Here is a 19,317-nt window from a genome sequence, read left to right on the forward strand (position 1 = left end):
GGCGGCCACGGCGGCCGGGCCGAGGGCGGCGTCGATGGCGTCCTGCATCCAGCCTGCATCGCGCATCGACTGGCGCAAGGCGGTGTTGCTGTGGCCGGCGGCCATCTGCTCGGCCACCCAGCGGCGCAGCTCGGGGCTGATGGGCTGGCTGGCGTGGGCGGAGTGGCTGGAGGAGGATGCTTGCTGCGTGTCTGTCATGGGCTCTTCCTGCGAAATACCATGCGGTCGGGTCGGGAGGCGGCGGCATCGAAAGCATAGCCTTCGAGGTCGAATCGCTCCAGCGCCTGAGGCGTCGCGGCCTTGTGCAGTACGGCCCAGCGGGCCATGAGGCCGCGCGCACGCTTGGCGAAGAAGCTGATGATCTTGTACTGCCCGCCGCCAGGCTTGCCCGGCGCGGGCTTCCATTCCTCGAACACGCATTCGACCACCCGGGCCTTGAGCGCCTTGAGGTCCACCGAGCGGAAGTACTCCTGCGACGCGAGGTTGATCACCACCGGCGTGGCGTCGGCCGCGGCCCGCGTGTTCAGGTAGTCCGAAATGCGCCGGCCCCAGAAGTCGTACAGGTTGTTGCCGCGCGGATTGGCCAGCTGCGTGCCCATTTCCAGGCGGTAGGGCTGCAGGCGGTCGAGCGGGCGCAGCACGCCGTACAGGCCGCTCAGGATCACGATGTGCTCCTGCGCCCAGTCGAGCTGCGCGCGCGTCAGGCTCCTGGCGTCGAGGCCGCCGTACACGTCGCCGTCGAAGGCCATGGCGGCCTGGCGCGAATTCTCGGGGGTGCTCTTGGCGCGCCAGGCGGCGTAGCGGCCCACGTTGAGCAGCGACAGCTTGTCCGACAGGTCCATCAGCTGCGCAATGTCCTGCGGCGACTTCTGGCGCAGGATGCGGATGAGTTCGGTGGACGGTCCGCGCGGGCTCTCGAAATGCGGCGTGGTGGCGGGAAGGTCGGCGCCAAGGTGGGAAGGGAGCGGGTTTTCGTAGTCGAGCGACTTGGCGGGAGACAGCAGGAAGAGCATCGAGGGATTATCCCGTGTCGCCTTAAAATCGACGGCTTCCCCGGCCTTCGGGCCACCTGCGGCAGCCGGCATCCTTCAGGTTTGCTCCGCTGCCCGCCCCACCAGCCCCATTTGCCATGAGCGACACCCCGAACCAGCCCGGCCTCCAGAGCCTGTCCAAGTCCTTCGAACCCGCAGCGCTGGAAGCGCACTGGGGCCCGGAGTGGGAGCGCCGCGGCTACGCCCAGGCCGGCTATCGCGGCACCAGGAAGCCCAAGCAGGGGCAGCCGGCCTTCTCCATCCAGCTGCCGCCGCCCAACGTGACCGGCACGCTGCACATGGGCCATGCCTTCAACCAGACCATCATGGACAGCCTCACCCGCTACCACCGGATGAAGGGCGACAACACGCTGTGGGTGCCGGGCTCGGACCATGCCGGCATCGCCACCCAGATCGTGGTGGAGCGCCAACTGCAGGAGCAGGGCCAGAGCCGCCACGACCTGGGCCGCAAGAACTTCGTCGCCCGCGTGTGGGAATGGAAGGAAAAGTCCGGCAACACCATCACCAGCCAGATGCGCCGCATGGGCGACACGGTGGACTGGAGCCGCGAGTACTTCACCATGGACGAGCGGCTTTCGAAGATCGTCACGCAGACCTTCGTGATGCTCTACAACGAGGGCCTCATCTACCGCGGCAAGCGCCTGGTCAACTGGGACCCGGTGCTCAAGACCGCGGTGAGCGACCTGGAGGTGGAAAGCGAGGAGGAAGAAGGCTTCCTCTGGCACATCAGCTACCCCTTGGCCGACGGCAGCGGCTCGCTCACCGTGGCCACCACGCGCCCCGAGACCATGCTGGGCGACACCGCCGTCATGGTCCACCCCGAGGACGAGCGCTACAGGCACCTCATCGGCAAGCAGGTGCGCCTGCCGCTGGTGGACCGCCTGATCCCGATCATTGCCGACGATTACGTCGACAAGGAATTCGGCACCGGCGTGGTCAAGGTGACGCCCGCGCACGACCACAACGACTATGCCGTGGGCCTGCGCCACCACCTGCCCATCGTCGGCGTGCTCACGCTCGATGCCGCCATCAACGAGAACGCGCCCGAAAAATACCGCGGGCAGGACCGCTTCGTGGCCCGCAAGTCGGTGCTGGCCGACCTGGAAGCGCTGGGCCTGCTGGTCGAAACCAAGAAGCACAGGCTGATGGTGCCGCGCTGCGCGCGCACCGGCGCGGTGGTCGAGCCCATGCTCACCGACCAGTGGTTCGTGGCCATGACCAAGCCGGGCGCCGACGGCACCTCCATCGCGCACAAGGCCATCGAGGCGGTGCGTTCGGGCGAGGTGAAGTTCGTGCCCGAGAACTGGGTCAACACCTACAACCACTGGATGGAGAACATCCAGGACTGGACGATTTCACGCCAGCTGTGGTGGGGCCACCAGATTCCCGCCTGGTACGACGAGCAAGGCAATGTGTACGTGGCCCATGACGAGGCCGAGGCCCAGGCCCAGGCGCCGGGCAGGCAGCTGCGCCGCGACGAGGACGTGCTGGACACCTGGTACTCGTCGGCGCTGGTGCCCTTCTCCACGCTTGGCTGGCCCGAGCAGACCGAAGACCTGGCGCTGTACCTGCCCTCCAGCGTGCTGGTCACCGGCTACGACATCATCTTCTTCTGGGTCGCCCGGATGATCATGATGACCAAGCACTTCACCGGCAAGGTGCCGTTCCGCGAGGTCTACATCCACGGCCTGGTGCGCGATTCGCACGGCCACAAGATGAGCAAGTCCGAGGGCAACGTGCTCGACCCGGTCGACCTCATCGACGGCATCGACCTGCCCACGCTGCTCGAGAAGCGTACCCAGGGCCTGCGCAAGCCGGAAACCGCCCCCACGGTGCGCAAGAACACGCAGAAGGAATTCCCCGAAGGCATTCCGGCATACGGCGCCGATGCATTGCGCTTCACCTTCGCGGCGCTGGCGTCGCTGGGCCGCAGCATCAACTTCGACAGCAAGCGCTGCGAGGGCTACCGCAACTTCTGCAACAAGCTCTGGAACGCCACGCGCTTCGTGCTGATGAACTGCGAGGGCTACGACTGCGGCCTGAAGGAGCACACCAAGGAAGAATGCCAGCCCGGCGGCGAATTCCACGGCTACATGAGCTTCTCGCAGGCCGACCGCTGGATCGCTTCCAAGCTGCAGCGCGTCGAGGCCGAGGTGGCCCAGGGCTTTGCCGACCTGCGCCTGGACAACGTGGCCAACGCGATCTACCAGTTCGCCTGGGACGAGTTCTGCGACTGGTACCTGGAAATCGCCAAGGTGCAGATCCAGACCGGCAGCGAGGCGCAGCAGCGCGCCACGCGCCGCACGCTGATCCGCACGCTGGAGGCGCTGCTGCGCCTGGCGCATCCGCTCATCCCCTTCATCACCGAGGAGCTGTGGCAGAAGGTGGCGCCGGTCGCCGGCCGGCACGGCGAGTCGATCATGGTCGCGGCCTATCCCGAAAGCCAGGCCGAGAAGATTGACGAGGCGGCCGAGGCACATGTGGCGCGCCTGAAGGCGCTGGTCGACGCCTGCCGCACCTTGCGCGGCGAGATGAAGGTCTCGCCCGCCACCCGCCTGCCCCTGTATGCGGTGGCCGACGACGCGGCCAGCGCCGAATTCCTGCGCAGCGCCGCGCCGGTGCTCCAGGCGCTGGGCAAGCTCAGCGAAGTGAAGGTGTTCGACAACGAGGCCGCCTGGACGGCCGCCGCCGAGGCAGCCCCCGTGGCCGTGGTCGGCCCGGCGCGCCTGTGCCTGCACATGGAAATCGACAAGGCCGCCGAGAAGGCCCGCATTGCCAAGGAACTGGCGCGCATCGAAGGCGAGATCGCCAAGGCCAACGGCAAGCTGGGCAACGAGGCCTTCGTGGCCAAGGCGCCGCCGGCCGTCATCGAGCAGGAAAAACAGCGCGTGGCGGACTTTTCGGCCATGTTGACCCGGCTGAAAGACCAGTTAGTGCGTCTTGGCTGACGTCGAACGCGGCCAGCGGCGACTACGATAGGACTTTGAGTCATCCCAAGCACCCCCAGCATGCCCAATTCGACAACGACGACGCGTATCCGCAAGGCCGTTTTCCCCGTGGCGGGATTCGGCACCCGATTTCTTCCGGCCACCAAGGCGCAGCCCAAGGAAATGCTGCCGGTGGTCGACAAGCCGCTCATCCAGTACGCCGTCGAAGAGGCCTACGCAGCCGGCATCCGCGACATGATCTTCGTCACCGGCCGCAACAAGCGCGCCATCGAAGACCATTACGACACCGCCTACGAACTGGAGAGCCAGCTCGAAGCCAGCGGCAAGGACGCGCTGCTGAACATCGCCCGCTCGGTCGCGCCGGAGGACATGACCTGCTCCTACGTGCGCCAGCCGCGCATGCTGGGCCTGGGCCATGCGGTGCTGTGCGCCGAGCACCTGGTCGGCAATGAACCCTTCGCCGTGCTGCTGGCCGATGACCTGATGGTCGGGCCCACCGGCGGCGAAGGCGTCCTGGGGCAGATGGTGCGTGCGCACGCGCGCCTGGGCGGCTCCATCCTCGCGGTGCAGGAAGTGCCGCTGGAACACGTCAAGCGCTACGGCATCGTGGCCGGCGACGCGGTCGAGGACGGCCTCACCCGCGTGCGCCGCATGGTGGAAAAGCCCAGCCCCGAAGCCGCGCCCTCGCGCCTGGGCGTTGCCGGCCGCTACATTCTCTCGCCCTCGGTGTTCGCGCAAATCCGCAACCAGCCCAAGGGCGCGGGCGGCGAGATCCAGCTCACCGACGGCATCGCGGCGCTGCTGGACAAGGAATCGGTCTACGCCTATCCCTATCAGGGCACCCGCTACGACTGCGGCAGCAAGGAAGGCTTCCTGCAGGCCACGGTCGAACTGGCGCTGCAGCACCCCGAGGTGGGCGGCTCGTTCCGCGACTACCTCAAGAGCCTGAGCCTTTGACGCCGCCGTTCGGCGCGACCAGCGGCTGCAGGTAGCGCCACAGCTCGTCGTCGCCCACAGGCGTCACGGGGAGGTCGAAGGCCTCCCGCAGGCGCCCGACGATCGCCTGCAGCAGCAGCGCATTCGCGACGGTTCCGGCATGGCCATCCACCAGCATGGCGTTGTGCGGATCGTCGCCGGTGGTATTGGTGACCTTGAAGCCGTCGCCGATCGTGACGGTCTTGTATCGAGGCTGCCCGTTGGCGTCTCTGTCGCCCCACAGCCCATGGAACCAGGCCTCCTGATCGAGGAACGCCGTTCGGAGCGTTTCGTCGACCAGGCCGCGCATCGATGCGTTGAATCGCTCCAGCGCGATGCGAAGGTTGCGCATCTGCAGCGCAGAACGGAATTTGTCGGAATTGCCAGGGTCATTCGCTACGTTGCCCATGCCGATGACCAGGAACCGCAGGGCCGGTTGCCGCTCGCGCAGCATCGACATCGCTTCGGCGATCCGGCGGGTGCAGCGAGCGATCACGGCATCCAGTTCGGGCGCGGCGGGATTGCGCACCTGAAGATCCAGCGTGCGCATCCAGTCGTTGACGCCGATGAAGATGACGACCACGCCGTCGCGCCAGCGCTCGGGCTCCTTGTCCATGAGCGCGGCCAGGCGCGGCGCCTGGCGAAATGGACCCGAGGTCAGGCTGTTGCAGTCGGCGCCGGAATTGGCGAAGTTGTAGAGGTAGTCTTCCTTGATGGGAATGCGCCCCACCGGCAGCCCCAGGGCGCGGCGCGCCGAGGAAATGCGCCCGGAGCTTCCCCAGACAAGGCGCGGGCCCGGGTCCAGTTCGTGGCCCCGCAGGCGCGCCAGTCCGTCGACCCAGCCCAGGGTGCGCGCATGAAAATCGCCGCCGCGCGAGCCGTCGCCCGGACGAAACACCAGTCCGTCCTGAAACGAGTGGCTGTTGGAGTCGCCCAGCACGGCCAGCGGCACGGCACCGATCGGTCGATTCTGCCAAAGGACTTGCGCCGGCGGGCCGACGTCGCCGGCGGCCCGCACAGCCCAGACACCCGCTACAGCCGCGAGAAGAATCAGACCAAGGAAAGCGCATGCCAATGCCCTGTTCCTGGGCCGCACGCCTATCTCCGGCGAAGAATGTGGATGTAGTCGGAGCCCGAGGTCTGCTGCTCGACCAGCTCGTTGCCGGTCTGGCGCGAGAAGGCCTGGAAGTCGCGCACCGAGCCAGGATCGGTGGCCACCACGCGCAGCAGCTGGCCGCTTTGCATGTCGTTGAGCGACTTCTTCGCCTTCAGGATAGGCAGCGGGCAATTGAGCCCTCGGGTGTCGATTTCGCGGTCAACTTGCACGTTGGGGCTCCTCGGGCGGCAGGTTCAGTCCCCTGCGCCGCTCTTCATTTTCTTCTTGGGTGAAAAACACCGGCTCGTGTCCACGCGTGCGCAGCCAGTCGGCCAGCGCATAGCCGGTGCCCGCGGGCCAGCACTTGAGATCAGGCAGGTCGTACAGCCTGTAGTCCACCAGCTCGGGCGAGAGCCGCACCTCGCCATCGGCCACCACGTGGTAGGCGATGATGACCTGGTTCATGCGCTGGAAGTCGTAGGCGCCGACGATCTTCGTGAAGCTCACGTCGAGGTTGGTTTCTTCCTTCACCTCACGCGCAATGCCCTCTTGCGGCGTCTCGCCAGCCTCCATGAAGCCGGTGATGAGCGCGAACATCTTGCCCGGCCAGGCCGCATTGCGCGCCAGCAGCACCTTGCCGCGGTATTCGACGATGGCAGCCAGCACCGGCGTGGGATTGTTCCAGTGCGTGTGGCCGCAGGCGGGGCAGCGCAGGCGCTCCTTGGGTCCGCCGTCTTCCATCATCGCGATCCATTCGAGCGGCGTGGCGCACGCCTGGCAGAACTGGGGATGGGGCATCGTCGGTCTCAGGCCGGAAACACGCCGGTGGAAAGGTAGCGGTCGCCGCGGTCGCACACCACGAAGACGATGGTCGCGTTCTCCACGGTCTTGGCCACCTGCAGGGCCACCCACAGCGCGCCGGCCGCCGAAATGCCGGAGAAGATGCCCTCTTCGCGCGCGAGCCGGCGGCACATGTCCTCGGCATGGTCCTGGCTCACGTTGATGGTTTCGTCGACGCGGCTGGGCTCGTAGATCTTGGGCAGGTATTCCTGCGGCCACTTTCGAATGCCCGGAATTCGCGAGCCTTCGTCGGGCTGTGCGCCCACGATGCGGATCGCCGGGTTCTTTTCCTTCAGGAAGTGCGACACGCCGGTGATGGTGCCGGTGGTGCCCATGGCGCTCACGAAGTGGGTGATGCGCCCGCCCGTCTGCTCCCACAGCTCCGGGCCGGTGGTCTCGTAGTGGATGCGCGGGTTGTCGGGGTTGGCGAACTGGTCGAGCACGCGGCCCTTGCCCTGCGCCACCATCTGCTCTGCCAGGTCGCGCGCGTATTCCATGCCGCCGCTCTTGGGCGTGAGCACCAGTTCGGCACCGAAGGCCTTCATGGTCTGGGCGCGCTCCACCGAGAGGTCTTCCGGCATGATCAGCACCATGCGGTAGCCGCGAATGGCCGCCGCCATGGCCAGCGCGATGCCTGTGTTGCCGGAGGTGGCTTCGATGAGCGTGTCGCCGGGCTTGATCTCGCCGCGCTCTTCCGCACGCTTGATCATGGACAGGGCGGGACGGTCCTTGACCGAGCCCGCGGGGTTGTTGCCTTCCAGCTTGGCCAGGATGACATTGCCGCGCCGGGCATTGTCCGCCGCCTCGATTCTTTGCAGCGCCACCAGGGGCGTCTTGCCGATGGCGTCTTCGATCGTCGGGTACTTCATGCCAAGCACTGTGCCATAATTTCCGGCTCTCTTCGCTCTCATAGCCCGAGTGGTGAAATTGGTAGACGCAGGGGACTCAAAATCCCCCGCCGCAAGGCGTGCCGGTTCGATTCCGGCCTCGGGCACCAGCGCTGCTGGACTATCCCAGGGCTTGCAGCCCCTGCCTGACAGTGGGATAGCGAAGGCGCAGCCGCAACTCGCGCTTCATGCGTGTGTTGTCCAGCCGCCGGGATTCCCCCATGAAACTCAGCAACTGCAGCGGCAGTTGGCCTTGCGCCTCGTCGCGCGCCAGCCGTGGTGCACGCGCCATGCCGTACAGGTCGGCCGCCAGGTCGAAGTAGTCGCCCATCAGCAGTTCGCTGTCGTCGCTCACGTGGTAGATGCGTTGCGGGCGGCCGCGCCACAGGGCCAGGACGCAGGCGCGGGCCAGGTCGTCGGCCTGAATGTGATTGGTGTAGACGTCGTCCTCGCGCCGCAGCACCGGTGTGCCGCGGGCAAGGCGCTCGCGCGGCGTGCCGCCCTCGCGGTCGGCCGCATAGATGCCGGGAATGCGCAGCACGTGCGCCTTCACGCCCGATCGGCCCAGCCAGCGCACGGCGCGCTCGGCATCCACGCGCCGATGGGCGCGCGGCGTGTCCGGCCGCAGGGCACGCGTTTCGTCGATCCGCGCGCCATCGCAGTTTCCGTACACGCCGCTGGTCGACCCGTAGACCAGCGAGCGGGGGGCGCTGCGGCGCCGCAGCGTCCGCACAAGCGACATGGTGCGCAGATCGCGCCACCAGGGGCCGGATTCCATCCGTGCCGGCGGCGCCAGGTGAAGGACCCGGTCGGCCATGCCGGCCAGGCGCCGCAGGGTGGCGGGCCGATCCAGGTCGGCCACGATGGGCGTCAGGCCCGCGGCGCGCAATTGCGGGACGCGCGCAGGCGAAGAAGTCAGCGCCAGCAGGCGCACCCGCCCGGACAGCATCCGGGCCGCGCGGAGACCGACGTCGCCGCAGCCGACGATGAGCACCCGCTCGCGGCGGAAGCGCGCGGGCAGCGCGCCGAGGGGACTATGGATTGCAGGCAAAATTCATCCTTTACTGGAGACGAAGAATACCCATGAGTTCAGGGGTGCCCGAGGCGGGCTTTTCCATTACCGTCGAGCCGAGCGGACGCAATTTCGTCGCGCACGGCGACGAAACCATCCTGGCTGCGGCCATTCGCCAAGGCATCGGCCTGCCCTACGGTTGCAAGGACGGCGCCTGCGGCTCGTGCAAATGCAGAAAGCTCTCGGGCGACGTCGAGATCGGCCCGCATCAGAGCAAGGCACTGAGCGCCGAGGAACAGATCAACGGCTATGTGCTGACATGCTGCGCGAGGCCTAAGACCGACGTGGTGCTGGAGTCGCGCCAGGTCACAGAGGCCGGCGCCTTTCCGATTCGCAAGATGCCGGTGCGGGTGCAGGCGCTCACCCGGCTGTCGCACGACGTGATGTCGATCCGGCTGCAGATGCCCGCCGGCGAGCCGCTGCAGTTCCATGCCGGCCAGTACATCGAGTTCATCCTGCAAGGCGGCGTGCGCCGCAGTTATTCGATGGCCAATGCGCCGCATACGCTGGCGCAGCCCGGCCATGGGGTCGAACTGCACGTGCGACACATGCCGGGCGGGCGCTTCACCGACCATGTGTTCGGCGCCATGAAGGAAAAGGAAATCCTTCGAATCGAAGGGCCCTACGGCAGCTTCTTTCTTCGCGAGGACTCCGACAAGCCCATCGTGCTGCTCGCATCGGGCACCGGCTTCGCGCCGATCAAGGCGCTGATCGAGCACATGGAGCACAAGGGCATCACGCGTCCGGCGGTGCTGTACTGGGGTGGCCGGCGCCCGGAAGACCTGTACATGGACGACTGGCTGCAGGGGCGCGTGGCCCGCATGCCCAACCTGCGCTACGTGCCGGTGGTGTCGAACGCGGTGCCCGAGGACAACTGGACGGGACGCACGGGCTTCGTCCACCTGGCCGTCCTCGAGGACATTCCCGACCTCTCGGGCCACCAGGTGTATGCCTGCGGCGCCCCGATCGTGGTGGATTCGGCGCGCAAGGACTATGTGTCACGCGCTGGCCTGCCCGAGGAAGAGTTCTTCGCCGACGCCTTCACCACCGAAGCCGACAAGGCCGTGCCCTGAGGGGCGCTTCGCGGGCCAGTTTTCGCAACACGCACAGCAGCCACAAGAGACAATGAATTCACGCCGAATCCTCATCGCCACCGCCGCCGCGGCGCTGGCCACCGCCGCCCTGCCCACCTGGGCGCAGCAGGGCAAGCCCATCCATCTGATCGTTCCATACGCCGCCGGCGGCCCCATCGACGTGACCGCGCGCGTGCTGGCCGAGGGCGTGAAGGATTCGCTTGGCACCGTGATCATCGACAACAAGCCGGGCGCGGGCGGGAACATCGGTGCCGACGCGGTGGCCAAGGCCGCCCCCGACGGCCTGACCATCGGCATTGCCGCCACCGCCACGAATGCGGTCAACCCGTGGCTGTTCGCCAAGATGCCCTTCAACGCCGCCACCGATTTCGCGCCCATCACGCAGATGGTGCGGGTGCCCAATGTGCTGGTGATGAACGCGCAAGCGGCGCAGCGGCTGAAGATCAACACGCTGGCCGACCTCATCGCCTACGCCAAGGCCAATCCCGGCAAGCTCAACTACGGCAGCGGCGGCAACGGCAGCGCGGGCCACCTGGCGGGCGAGATGTTCAAGAAGGAAGCGGGCATCTTCGCCACGCACATTCCCTACAACGGCGGCAATCCGGCGCAGCTGGCCCTGCTGTCGCAGCAGGTGGACTTCAACTTCGACAACCTGGCCACCGCCGCGCCCAACATCCGCTCGGGCAAGCTCAAGGCCCTGGCCGTGACCACGCTGGCGCGCAGCCCCATGCTGCCCGAGGCGCCGCCGGTGGCGGACACCCTCAAGGGCTTTTCCATCGACACCTGGTGGGGCCTGGTGGCGCCCGCCGGCACGCCGCAGGACACGCTCGACAAGATGAGCAAGGCCTTCGTGGCTGCGCTCTCCGCGCCGGAGACCAAGACCCGGTTCGCCAACCTGATGGCCGAGCCCGTGGGCAACACGCCCGCGCAGTTCGGCGCCTTCATGAAGAGCGAGCTGGCGAAATACGAGAAGGTGGTGAAGGCCACCGGTGCGCGGGTGGATTGACGCTCCTTGCGCGCCCGAATGAAAAAGCCGGCTTTCGCCGGCTTTTTTCTTATTCGCCCAGGTAGGCGGCTCTGACCTTCGGGTCGCTGAGCATCACCTTGGCCTCGCCGGTCATGGTGATCAGGCCCGACTCCATGACGTAGCCGCGGTCGGCCAGCTGCAGCGCGCGGCTGGCGTTCTGTTCCACCAGCAGGATCGTGACGCCCTGCTTGTACACCTCCTGCACCACCTCGAAGATCTTGTCGACCATGATGGGCGACAGGCCCATCGAGGGCTCGTCCAGCAGCAGCACCTTGGGGCGCGCCATGAGCGCGCGGCCCATGGCCAGCATCTGCTGCTCGCCGCCCGACATGGTGCCGGCCAGCTGCGTGGCGCGCTCCTTCAGGCGCGGGAAGGTGGTGAACACACGCTCGATGTCCTGCGCGATGCCGTCCTTGTCGTTGCGGATGAAGGCGCCGATCTGCAGGTTCTCGGTGATCGTCATGCGGGTGAACACGCCGCGGCCCTCGGGCACCATGACCAGGCCTTCGGACACCAGGTCCCAGGCGCCCCGGCCCTTGATGCTCTTGCCCAGGAATTCGATGTCGCCGGCCAGCGGCGGCAGCGTGCCGGTGATGGCCTTCATGGTGGTGGTCTTGCCGGCGCCGTTGGAGCCGATGAGCGACACCAGCTCGCCCTCGCGCACTTCGAAGTCCACGCCCTTCACGGCCTGGATGCCGCCGTACGCGACCTTCAGGCCGCTGACTTTCAGCAGAGTCTTTGCGCTCATTTCAATGTCCTCCGGTGCCGAGGTAGGCCTCGATCACCTTTTCGTTCTTCTGCACTTCTGCCGGGGTTCCTTCGGCGATCTGCTTGCCATAGTCGAGCACGGTGACGCGGTCGCACAGGCCCATCACCAGCTTGACGTCGTGTTCGATCAGCAAGATGGTGCGGTTATCGCGACGAATGCGATCGATCAGTTCGCGCAGCTGCACCTTCTCGGTGGCATTCATGCCGGCGGCCGGCTCGTCCAGTGCGATGAGCTGCGGGTCGGTGGCCAGCGCGCGCGCGATTTCCAGGCGACGCTGGTCGCCGTAGCTCAGGGTGCGGGCCTTGAAGTCGGCGTACTTGCCGATGCCGACATAGTCGAGCAGCTGGTGTGCACGCTCTGCGATTTCGGCCTCTTCGTTCTTGAAGCCCCGGGTGCGCAGGATGGCGCCCATGACACCCGAGTGAGTTCGGATGTGCCGTCCCACCATCACGTTCTCCAGTGCCGTCATGTCGGCGAACAGGCGAATGTTCTGGAAGGTGCGTGCAATACCGGCCTTGGCCACTTCATGAACGGCGGTGGGCTGGTACGGCTTGCCGGCCAGCTGGAAGGTGCCGCTGTCGGGTGTGTACAGGCCGGTGATGACGTTGAAGAAGGTGGTCTTGCCGGCACCGTTGGGGCCGATGAGGCCATACACCTGGCCGCGAGAAATGGAAATGCCCACGTCGGACAGGGCTTGCAGCCCGCCGAAGCGCTTGGAAATGCCCCGGACGTCGAGGATCGTTTCAGTCATGAATGGCTCCTCGCTCAGGGATTGATCGACATCGGGCGCGAGGAATCGCCGGGGACTTCGTCCGCCGGGTTGTCCACGCCGGGCGTGACGGCTTGCGTGGAACCCGGCACCGGGTCCGGCGCCTTGCGCCGGTTGAGCGACTTGCCATGCTCCGGCGACGGCCACAGGCCGCGCGGACGCACCAGCATGATCACGATCATGGCCAGCGCAATGAAGAGCTGGCGCAGGATGGACGCGTCCAGGCGCCCGTCCGTCATGGCCTGCAGCGGACCAGCCACGTAGCGCAGCACTTCAGGCAGTGCCGCCAGCAGCACCGCGCCAAGAATGACGCCCGGCAGATGGCCAAGGCCGCCCAGCACCACCATGGCGACGATCATCACCGATTCCATCAGGCTGAAGGACTCGGGCGACACGAAGCTCTGGAACGAGGCGAACATGGCGCCGGACACGCCGCCGAAGCTCGCGCCCATGCCGAAGGCCAGCAACTTCATGTTGCGGGTGTTGATACCCATGGCCTTGGCTGCAATTTCGTCCTCGCGGATGGCCATCCAGGCGCGGCCCACGCGGGACAGCTGCAGGCGGTGCGAGATGATCACGGTGATGATCACCAGCGCCAGGAACAGGTAGTAGTACAGCGTGACCGAAGGAATCGAGAAGCCGTCGAGCTTGAGCGTCTTGCCGAAGTTGATGCCGCCGATGTGCACGGGATCGATGGCCAGGATGCCCTTCGGGCCGTTGGTGATGTTGTAGGGGTGGTCCAGCGTGTTGAGGAACACGCGGATGATTTCACCGAAACCCAGCGTCACGATGGCCAGGTAGTCGCCCCGAAGCTTCAGCGTTGGCGCGCCGAGGATCACCCCGAAGACCGCTGCCAGCAGGAAGGCCATCGGTATCACGATGAAGATCGAGATATGCAGGCCGTTCGGGAACATCGCCTTGATGGCCGGAAACGTCTCGGTCAGGTGCGGCGACTCGAGCAGCGCGAACAGGTAGGCGCCGATGGCGAAGAAAGCCACGTAGCCCAGGTCGAGCAGGCCGGCGTAGCCCACCACGATGTTCAGGCCCAGTGCCAGCATGACGTACAGCAGGGCGATGTCGACGATGCGCACCCAGGCATTGCCCTGGGTCTGCAGCACCAGCGGCAGTGCCACGAGCAGCACGGCCGAGACGAGGAAGACCGCGATCTTCTTGAAGGAATCGTTCATGTTTATGACCCTCCTCAAGCGCGATCGGCCACACGCTCACCCAGCAGGCCCGAGGGGCGCACGGTGAGCGTCAGGATCAGGATGATGAACGCGAAGATGTCGCTGTGCTGGCTGCCCAGCACGCCCCCGGTGATGGTGCCGAGGTAGCCCGCGCCCACCGCTTCGATCACACCCAGCAGGATGCCGCCGACCACCGCGCCGGCCAGGTTGCCGATGCCGCCGAACACGGCTGCGGTGAAGGCCTTGAGGCCGGGGATGAAGCCCATCGCATGCTGCGCAATGCCGTAGTTGGACGCATACATCACGCCGGCAATGGCGGCGAGCACCGCGCCGATGATGAAGGTGGCGGAAATCACCATGTCGGGGCGGATGCCCATCAGTGCGGCAACGCGCGGGTTCTCGGCCGTGGCGCGCATGGCCCGGCCGAGCTTGGTGAAGTTGACGATCCACATCAGCACGGCCAGGGAGACGGCCGTCAATCCCAGGATCATGATCTGCGTGGGCGAAATCGACGCGCCTGCGATATGGATCGACTCGGACGGCAGCAGCGTGGGATACGCCTTGTTGGTGGGCCGCCAGATGATCATGGCGATGGTCTGCAGCAGGATCGACATGCCGATGGCGGTGATCAGGGGCGCCAGCTTGGGACTGTTGCGCAGCGGCCGGTAGGCCACTTTTTCGATCACGAAGTTGAGTACCGCCGCGACGACGCAGGCGATGATGAGCGCCAGGATGAGGATGAGCCACCCGGGCGAGTTGGGCATGGCTTCACGCATCCAGCCGATGATGGTCCAACTGGTCAGTGCCCCGACCATGAGGACCTCGCCGTGGGCAAAGTTGATGAGATTGATAATGCCGTACACCATCGTATAGCCTAGGGCTATGAGGGCGTACATGCTGCCGAGGACCAGACCGTTGATGATCTGTTGCAGCAAGATGTCCATAACAGGGTTCCCTTTTTTCGTTGCAGCCTTGGGAGCTGCTTCCATTGACCATTGACGCCCGGTCGGCGCAGAGGCCTTTTACTTAGCAAAAAACCCGCCAGCGACGGGTTGGCTGCGGGTTAGTGGGCGGGATTGTAGTCAAACGAAAGGGCCAAATCGGGCCAATCTGGGCGGGGTTTTCCCGCTACACGAAGTGCCTCGGAACGGGGTCTTCCCGTCCCGTATTTCAGACACTTTCGTTTCGCTTTCGCAACTCGCGCAGCTTCTCGGCGATGCGGATTTCCAGCCCCCGTTCCACCGGCCGGTAGAAGCCCGGCGGCTCCATGCCCTCGGGCAGGTAGTTCTCGCCGGCGGCGAAACCGCCCTCCTCGTCGTGCGCGTAGCGGTAGCCCTTGCCGTAGTCCAGTTGCTTCATGAGCTTGGTGGGCGCGTTGCGAAGATGCATGGGCACGGGCCGGGTGCCGTCCTTCTGGACGAAGGCGCGGGCCTCGTTGTACGCCTTGTAGACGGCGTTGGACTTGGGCGCCACCGCCAGGTAGACCACGCATTCGGCCAGCGCCAACTCGCCTTCGGGCGAGCCCAGGCGCTCGTAGACCTCGGAGGCGTCCAGCGCCAGGCGCAGCGCGCGCGGGTCGGCCAGGCCGATGTCCTCGCTGGCCATGCGCACCAGGCGGCGCGCCATGTAGCGCGGGTCGGCGCCGCCGTCGAGCATGCGCACGAACCAGTACAGCGCCGCGTCCGGGTCGCTGCCGCGCACCGACTTGTGCAGGGCGGAGATGGTGTCGTAGAACTGCTCCCCGCCCTTGTCGTAGCGGCGCATGCGCTCGCCCAGCACGCGCAGCAGCCAGGCATCGGCGATCTCGTCCAGCTTCTCGGTGCGGGCCGCCACGGCCAGGGTCTCGAGCGTGTTGAGCAGGCGCCGGGCATCGCCGTCGGCGTAGGCAATCAGGCGATCGAGCGCCGCCGGCTCGATGGGCGGCAAGGCGCCCAGGTCCTGCGCCTTGGCGACGATCTGCTTGAGGTCGGCCTCGGCCAGCGGCTGCAGCACATAAACGGCCGCCCTGGACAGCAGCGCGGAATTGACCTCGAAGGACGGGTTCTCGGTGGTCGCGCCAATGAAGGTGAACAAGCCGCTTTCCACATGCGGCAGGAAGGCATCCTGCTGGCTCTTGTTGAAGCGGTGCACTTCGTCCACGAAGACGATGGTGCGCTGCTGCGTGAGGCCATCGCGCGCCAGCTGTGCACGCTCGACGGCATCGCGGATGTCCTTCACGCCGCCGAGCACCGCACTGATGGCGATGAACTGCGCATCGAAGGCATCCGCCATCAGCCGCGCGATGGTGGTCTTGCCGGTGCCCGGCGGGCCCCAGAGGATGAAGGAATGCGGTTGCCCCGATTCGAAGGCGATGCGCAGCGGCATGCCAGGCCCGAGCAGGTGCTGCTGCCCGATCACCTCGTCCAGCTTGCGCGGACGAAGGCGTTCGGCAAGCGGCTGATGCGCGCCGCTGGAAGCTGTGGAGGCCAAGCGAAACGCCTACTGCCGGATCAGGTCGGCGCCCGCCGGCGCCTTGAAGGCAAAGGTGCTGGCCGGCAAGGCGGGGTTGACTTCGACCTTGTCGAACCTGAGCACCGAGCGCTGGCCGAAGCTGTCCAGGATCTCGAGCGCCGCCAGCGATTCGCCGGCAAACCCTACCAGCACATGCTGCAGTTGCCCGTCCTTGGCCTTGGGGCTGGCCTTGACCCATTGCAGGCCGTCCTTGTCGGGCGCGGCCTCGAGTTGGAAATCAGCCTGCAGGGCGCGCAGGTCGGAAGCCGAGGCGATCAGCGCTGCGGGAGTCGAACCCAGGGCCTGGGCCTGCTTGCGCTGCGTCACCTGGTTGAGGTCGGCGTCGTAGAGCCACAGCGATTCGCCGTCGGCCACGATCTGCTGGGCAAAAGGCTTCTTGTAGTCGAACCTGAACTTGCCCGGCCGCTGGAATTCGAAGCTGCCCGTGGAGACGCGGTTGCGCGCCGGCTCGCCTTCCTTGGCCGGGGGCGTGACGGTCTGCGTGAACTGCGCACGGCCCGAGCGCACGTTCTTCACGAAGCTCTCCAGGCTTTCCATGCCGCCGGCCCAGGCCTGCCCGGCCACCAGCAGGAGCGTCATCCCTGACAACAACAAACGCTTCATCGATTCGATCGTCCTTATCCGTGGCCTATCCGTGGCCTACTCGGCGCGCGACGGCACGAGGATCTCGCGCTGCCCGCTGCCGCTCATGGCGCTGACCAGGCCGGCATTTTCCATGTCCTCGACCAGCCGCGCCGCGCGGTTGTAGCCGATCTTCAGGTGGCGCTGTACCAGCGAGATGCTGGCCTTGCGGTGCTTGAGCACCACTTCCACGGCCTGGTCGTACATCGGGTCCTTCTCGCCGCCTTCGCCGCCGCCTTCACCCAGTAGATCGCCTTCGCCGTCCACGGTTCCGCCCTCGAGCACGCCCTCGATGTAGTCCGGCTCCCCTTGCGACTTGAGGTAGGCGACGACGCGGTGTACTTCATCGTCCGACACGAAGGCGCCGTGCACCCGCACCGGCAGGCCGGTGCCGCTGGCCATGTAGAGCATGTCGCCCATGCCCAGCAGCGCCTCGGCGCCCATCTGGTCGAGGATGGTGCGGCTGTCGATCTTGCTGGAGACCTGGAAGGCGATGCGCGTGGGAATGTTGGCCTTGATCAGGCCGGTGATCACGTCCACGCTGGGCCGCTGCGTCGCCAGGATCAGGTGGATGCCGGCGGCGCGGGCCTTCTGCGCCAGGCGGGCGATGAGCTCTTCGATCTTCTTGCCCACCACCATCATCAGGTCGGCCAGCTCGTCGATGATGACCACGATATGCGGCTCGCGCTTGAGCGGCTCCGGGTCGTCCGGCGTGAGGCTGAACGGGTTGTAGATGAACTCGCCCCGGGCCTTGGCCTCGTCGATCTTCGCGTTGTAACCGGCCAGGTTGCGCACGCCCACCTTGCTCATGATCTTGTAGCGGCGCTCCATCTCGGCCACGCACCAGTTCAGGCCGTGGGCCGCCTGCTTCATGTCGGTGACCACCGGCGCCAGCAGATGCGGAATGCCTTCGTAGACCGACATTTCGAGCATCTTCGGGTCGATCATGAGCAGGCGCACATCGTTCGCCTCGGCCTTGTACAAGAGGCTCAGGATCATGGCGTTGATGCCCACCGACTTGCCCGAGCCGGTGGTACCGGCCACCAGCACGTGCGGCATCTTGGCCAGGTCGGCCACCACCGGGTTGCCGACGATGTCCTTGCCCAGGCCCATGGTGAGCATGGACTTGGCTTCGTTGTAGACCTGCGAGCCCAGGATTTCGCTCAGCTTGATCGACTGCCGCTTGGCATTGGGCAGTTCCAGCGCCATGTAGTTCTTGCCCGGAATCGTCTCGATCACGCGGATGGAGACCAGCGACAGCGAGCGCGCCAGGTCCTTGGCCAGGTTGACGATCTGCGAGCCCTTGACGCCCGTGGCCGGCTCGATCTCGTAGCGGGTGATGACGGGACCGGGCGAGGCCAGCACCACGCGCACTTCCACGCCGAAGTCCTTGAGCTTCTTCTCGATCAGCCGGCTGGTCATCTCCAGCGTGTCGGCGGACACGGTTTCCTGGCGCGCCTGCGCAGCGTCGAGCAGGTCGACCTGCGGCAGCTTGCTGTCGGGCAGTTCCTTGAACAGGGGCTTCTGCCGCTCCTTGACCACCCGCTCGCTCTTGGGCACTTCGGCCAGCGCGGGTTCGATCTGCACGGGCGGCGCGGCGGGTCGGCGCTTGGGACGGGGCTCGATCCGCAATTCCTCATCCGGCCCTTCGAGTTCCTCCATGTCGCGCTCGCCGCCCAGCACGCTGTCTTCGCGCTCGCGTTCGCGCACCGCGCGCTTGCCCATGGCGATGTCCTGCGCGATCTCGCGCTTTTCACGGCGCCATTCGAACAGCTGGTACAGCCGTGCGCCGATGCGTTCGGCAATCTGCGTCCAGGAAAAGCGGAACACCAGGGCGGAGCCGATCACGCCGGCAGCGATGGCCACCAGCGCCGAGCCGGTGAAGCCCAGCCACTTCACGCTCGGCGGCCCGACCAGGTACCCCAGCACACCGCCGCCGTGGCCAGGCAGGCGGAATTCCAGCCGATACAGCCGCGACCATTCGAGGACGGCGCTCGCGCACAGCAGGAGGACGAGGCCACCCCAGAACGCCAGGCGGCTGCGGTTGAAGCGCCCGCGCGGCGGCTGCTCGACCTGGCCTTCGGCCCCGCGCAGCCAGCCGGCCAAGGAAGACATCCAGGCCCGCCAGCTGGCGGCCACGCCCCACCAGACCGAATAGCCGGCCAGGTAGTAGCTGCCATCGGCCAGCCAGGCGCCGATGCGCCCGCCCCAGTTCTTGACCTCGCCGCCGGTGCCGGAAGTGGACCAGGCCGCGTCCGATGGCGTGTAGCTCAGCATGGCCAGCAGCCAGAACAGGAGCAGGACGAAACCGGCAATGAGCGAGATCTCGTGCGCGAAGCGCAATGCGCGCGCACGCGCCGGCTGCGCCGCGGTGCCGCCGGTCGATTGGAGCGTGTTGAGCGAATAGGTCATGGCAAAAGCAGCGGCCTGCCCGCGCGAATGCGCGAGGGCGCCCTTGCAGTCAAATGT

17 protein-coding genes, 1 tRNA gene and 1 pseudogene are annotated in these 19,317 nt (G+C 66.5%); 5 read left to right on the top strand and 14 right to left on the bottom strand.

Annotation, left to right across the window (positions count from 1 at the left end):
- Nucleotides 1–198: pseudogene (locus VSO01S_RS05785) on the bottom strand (hypothetical protein); the annotation flags it as partial.
- On the bottom strand, nucleotides 195–1,013 hold the full coding sequence (yaaA, locus tag VSO01S_RS05790; protein WP_068640854.1) for a peroxide stress protein YaaA: 819 nt from the start codon (nucleotides 1,011–1,013) through the stop codon (nucleotides 195–197). The gene yaaA and the pseudogene VSO01S_RS05785, both read right to left, overlap by 4 nt.
- A gap of 116 nt (nucleotides 1,014–1,129) precedes the next feature.
- Between yaaA and VSO01S_RS05795 the strand changes: the two genes are divergently transcribed.
- Nucleotides 1,130–4,000: a valine--tRNA ligase gene (locus tag VSO01S_RS05795; RefSeq protein ID WP_068640855.1), complete on the top strand. Its 2,871-nt coding sequence runs from the start codon at nucleotides 1,130–1,132 to the stop codon at nucleotides 3,998–4,000.
- Between the two features lie 60 nt (nucleotides 4,001–4,060).
- Nucleotides 4,061–4,957 (top strand): UTP--glucose-1-phosphate uridylyltransferase GalU, encoded by an 897-nt coding sequence (gene galU / locus VSO01S_RS05800; RefSeq protein ID WP_068640856.1) that lies wholly within the window; start codon nucleotides 4,061–4,063, stop codon nucleotides 4,955–4,957.
- Here the strand turns inward: galU and VSO01S_RS05805 are convergent.
- From VSO01S_RS05805 to cysM, 4 genes are all read right to left on the bottom strand, one after another.
- The gene (locus VSO01S_RS05805) at nucleotides 4,938–5,927 is read right to left on the bottom strand and encodes an SGNH/GDSL hydrolase family protein (RefSeq protein ID WP_068640857.1); all 990 of its coding nucleotides are present in this window, start codon (nucleotides 5,925–5,927) and stop codon (nucleotides 4,938–4,940) included. The genes galU and VSO01S_RS05805 overlap by 20 nt on opposite strands.
- Nucleotides 5,928–6,073: 146 nt before the next feature.
- Complete coding sequence (locus VSO01S_RS05810; protein WP_068640858.1) at nucleotides 6,074–6,301, bottom strand: sulfurtransferase TusA family protein; 228 nt, start codon at nucleotides 6,299–6,301, stop codon at nucleotides 6,074–6,076.
- Nucleotides 6,291–6,869 carry an NUDIX domain-containing protein gene (locus VSO01S_RS05815; protein WP_068640859.1) on the bottom strand — a complete coding sequence of 193 codons (579 nt, stop codon included), beginning with the start codon at nucleotides 6,867–6,869 and terminating at the stop codon, nucleotides 6,291–6,293. The genes VSO01S_RS05810 and VSO01S_RS05815 overlap by 11 nt, the downstream gene beginning before the upstream one ends.
- A gap of 8 nt (nucleotides 6,870–6,877) precedes the next feature.
- Entirely contained in the window at nucleotides 6,878–7,780 is a 903-nt protein-coding gene (gene cysM / locus VSO01S_RS05820) for a cysteine synthase CysM (RefSeq protein WP_068640860.1), read from the bottom strand.
- Between the two features lie 43 nt (nucleotides 7,781–7,823).
- Here cysM and VSO01S_RS05825 point away from each other — a divergent pair.
- Nucleotides 7,824–7,908: transfer RNA gene (locus VSO01S_RS05825), tRNA-Leu, on the top strand.
- A gap of 11 nt (nucleotides 7,909–7,919) precedes the next feature.
- On the opposite strand, the gene VSO01S_RS05830 is transcribed toward VSO01S_RS05825, so the two are convergent.
- Entirely contained in the window at nucleotides 7,920–8,849 is a 930-nt protein-coding gene (locus tag VSO01S_RS05830; protein WP_068640861.1) for an NAD-dependent epimerase/dehydratase family protein, read from the bottom strand.
- Nucleotides 8,850–8,881: 32 nt separating this feature from the next.
- Here VSO01S_RS05830 and VSO01S_RS05835 point away from each other — a divergent pair, with 32 nt between their 5' ends.
- On the top strand, nucleotides 8,882–9,943 hold the full coding sequence (locus VSO01S_RS05835; protein ID WP_068640862.1) for a CDP-6-deoxy-delta-3,4-glucoseen reductase: 1,062 nt from the start codon (nucleotides 8,882–8,884) through the stop codon (nucleotides 9,941–9,943).
- A gap of 52 nt (nucleotides 9,944–9,995) precedes the next feature.
- Nucleotides 9,996–10,970 (top strand): Bug family tripartite tricarboxylate transporter substrate binding protein, encoded by a 975-nt coding sequence (locus VSO01S_RS05840; protein ID WP_068640863.1) that lies wholly within the window; start codon nucleotides 9,996–9,998, stop codon nucleotides 10,968–10,970.
- Nucleotides 10,971–11,019: 49 nt separating this feature from the next.
- Here the strand turns inward: VSO01S_RS05840 and VSO01S_RS05845 are convergent, their stop codons facing one another.
- The 7 genes from VSO01S_RS05845 to VSO01S_RS05875 all read right to left on the bottom strand — a co-directional run bounded on the left by VSO01S_RS05845 (nucleotide 11,020) and on the right by VSO01S_RS05875 (nucleotide 19,260).
- On the bottom strand, nucleotides 11,020–11,739 hold the full coding sequence (locus tag VSO01S_RS05845; RefSeq protein WP_068640864.1) for an ABC transporter ATP-binding protein: 720 nt from the start codon (nucleotides 11,737–11,739) through the stop codon (nucleotides 11,020–11,022).
- A 1-nt stretch (nucleotide 11,740) separates the two neighbouring features.
- Nucleotides 11,741–12,511 carry an ABC transporter ATP-binding protein gene (locus VSO01S_RS05850; RefSeq protein ID WP_068640865.1) on the bottom strand — a complete coding sequence of 257 codons (771 nt, stop codon included), beginning with the start codon at nucleotides 12,509–12,511 and terminating at the stop codon, nucleotides 11,741–11,743.
- A 14-nt stretch (nucleotides 12,512–12,525) separates the two neighbouring features.
- Nucleotides 12,526–13,716 (bottom strand): branched-chain amino acid ABC transporter permease, encoded by a 1,191-nt coding sequence (locus tag VSO01S_RS05855; protein ID WP_068640866.1) that lies wholly within the window; start codon nucleotides 13,714–13,716, stop codon nucleotides 12,526–12,528.
- A 14-nt stretch (nucleotides 13,717–13,730) separates the two neighbouring features.
- On the bottom strand, nucleotides 13,731–14,660 hold the full coding sequence (locus tag VSO01S_RS05860) for a branched-chain amino acid ABC transporter permease (RefSeq protein WP_068640867.1): 930 nt from the start codon (nucleotides 14,658–14,660) through the stop codon (nucleotides 13,731–13,733).
- A 226-nt stretch (nucleotides 14,661–14,886) separates the two neighbouring features.
- On the bottom strand, nucleotides 14,887–16,185 hold the full coding sequence (locus VSO01S_RS05865; protein ID WP_068640868.1) for a replication-associated recombination protein A: 1,299 nt from the start codon (nucleotides 16,183–16,185) through the stop codon (nucleotides 14,887–14,889).
- Between the two features lie 9 nt (nucleotides 16,186–16,194).
- A complete protein-coding gene (gene lolA, locus VSO01S_RS05870) occupies nucleotides 16,195–16,830 on the bottom strand; it encodes an outer membrane lipoprotein periplasmic chaperone LolA (protein ID WP_068640869.1) in 636 nt (211 codons plus the stop codon).
- A gap of 36 nt (nucleotides 16,831–16,866) precedes the next feature.
- The gene (locus VSO01S_RS05875) at nucleotides 16,867–19,260 is read right to left on the bottom strand and encodes a DNA translocase FtsK (protein WP_068640870.1); all 2,394 of its coding nucleotides are present in this window, start codon (nucleotides 19,258–19,260) and stop codon (nucleotides 16,867–16,869) included.
- Nucleotides 19,261–19,317 lie beyond the last annotated feature (57 nt).

This window comes from Variovorax soli NBRC 106424, from assembly GCF_001591385.1.
Taxonomy (GTDB): Bacteria; Pseudomonadota; Gammaproteobacteria; order Burkholderiales; family Burkholderiaceae_C; genus Variovorax; species Variovorax soli.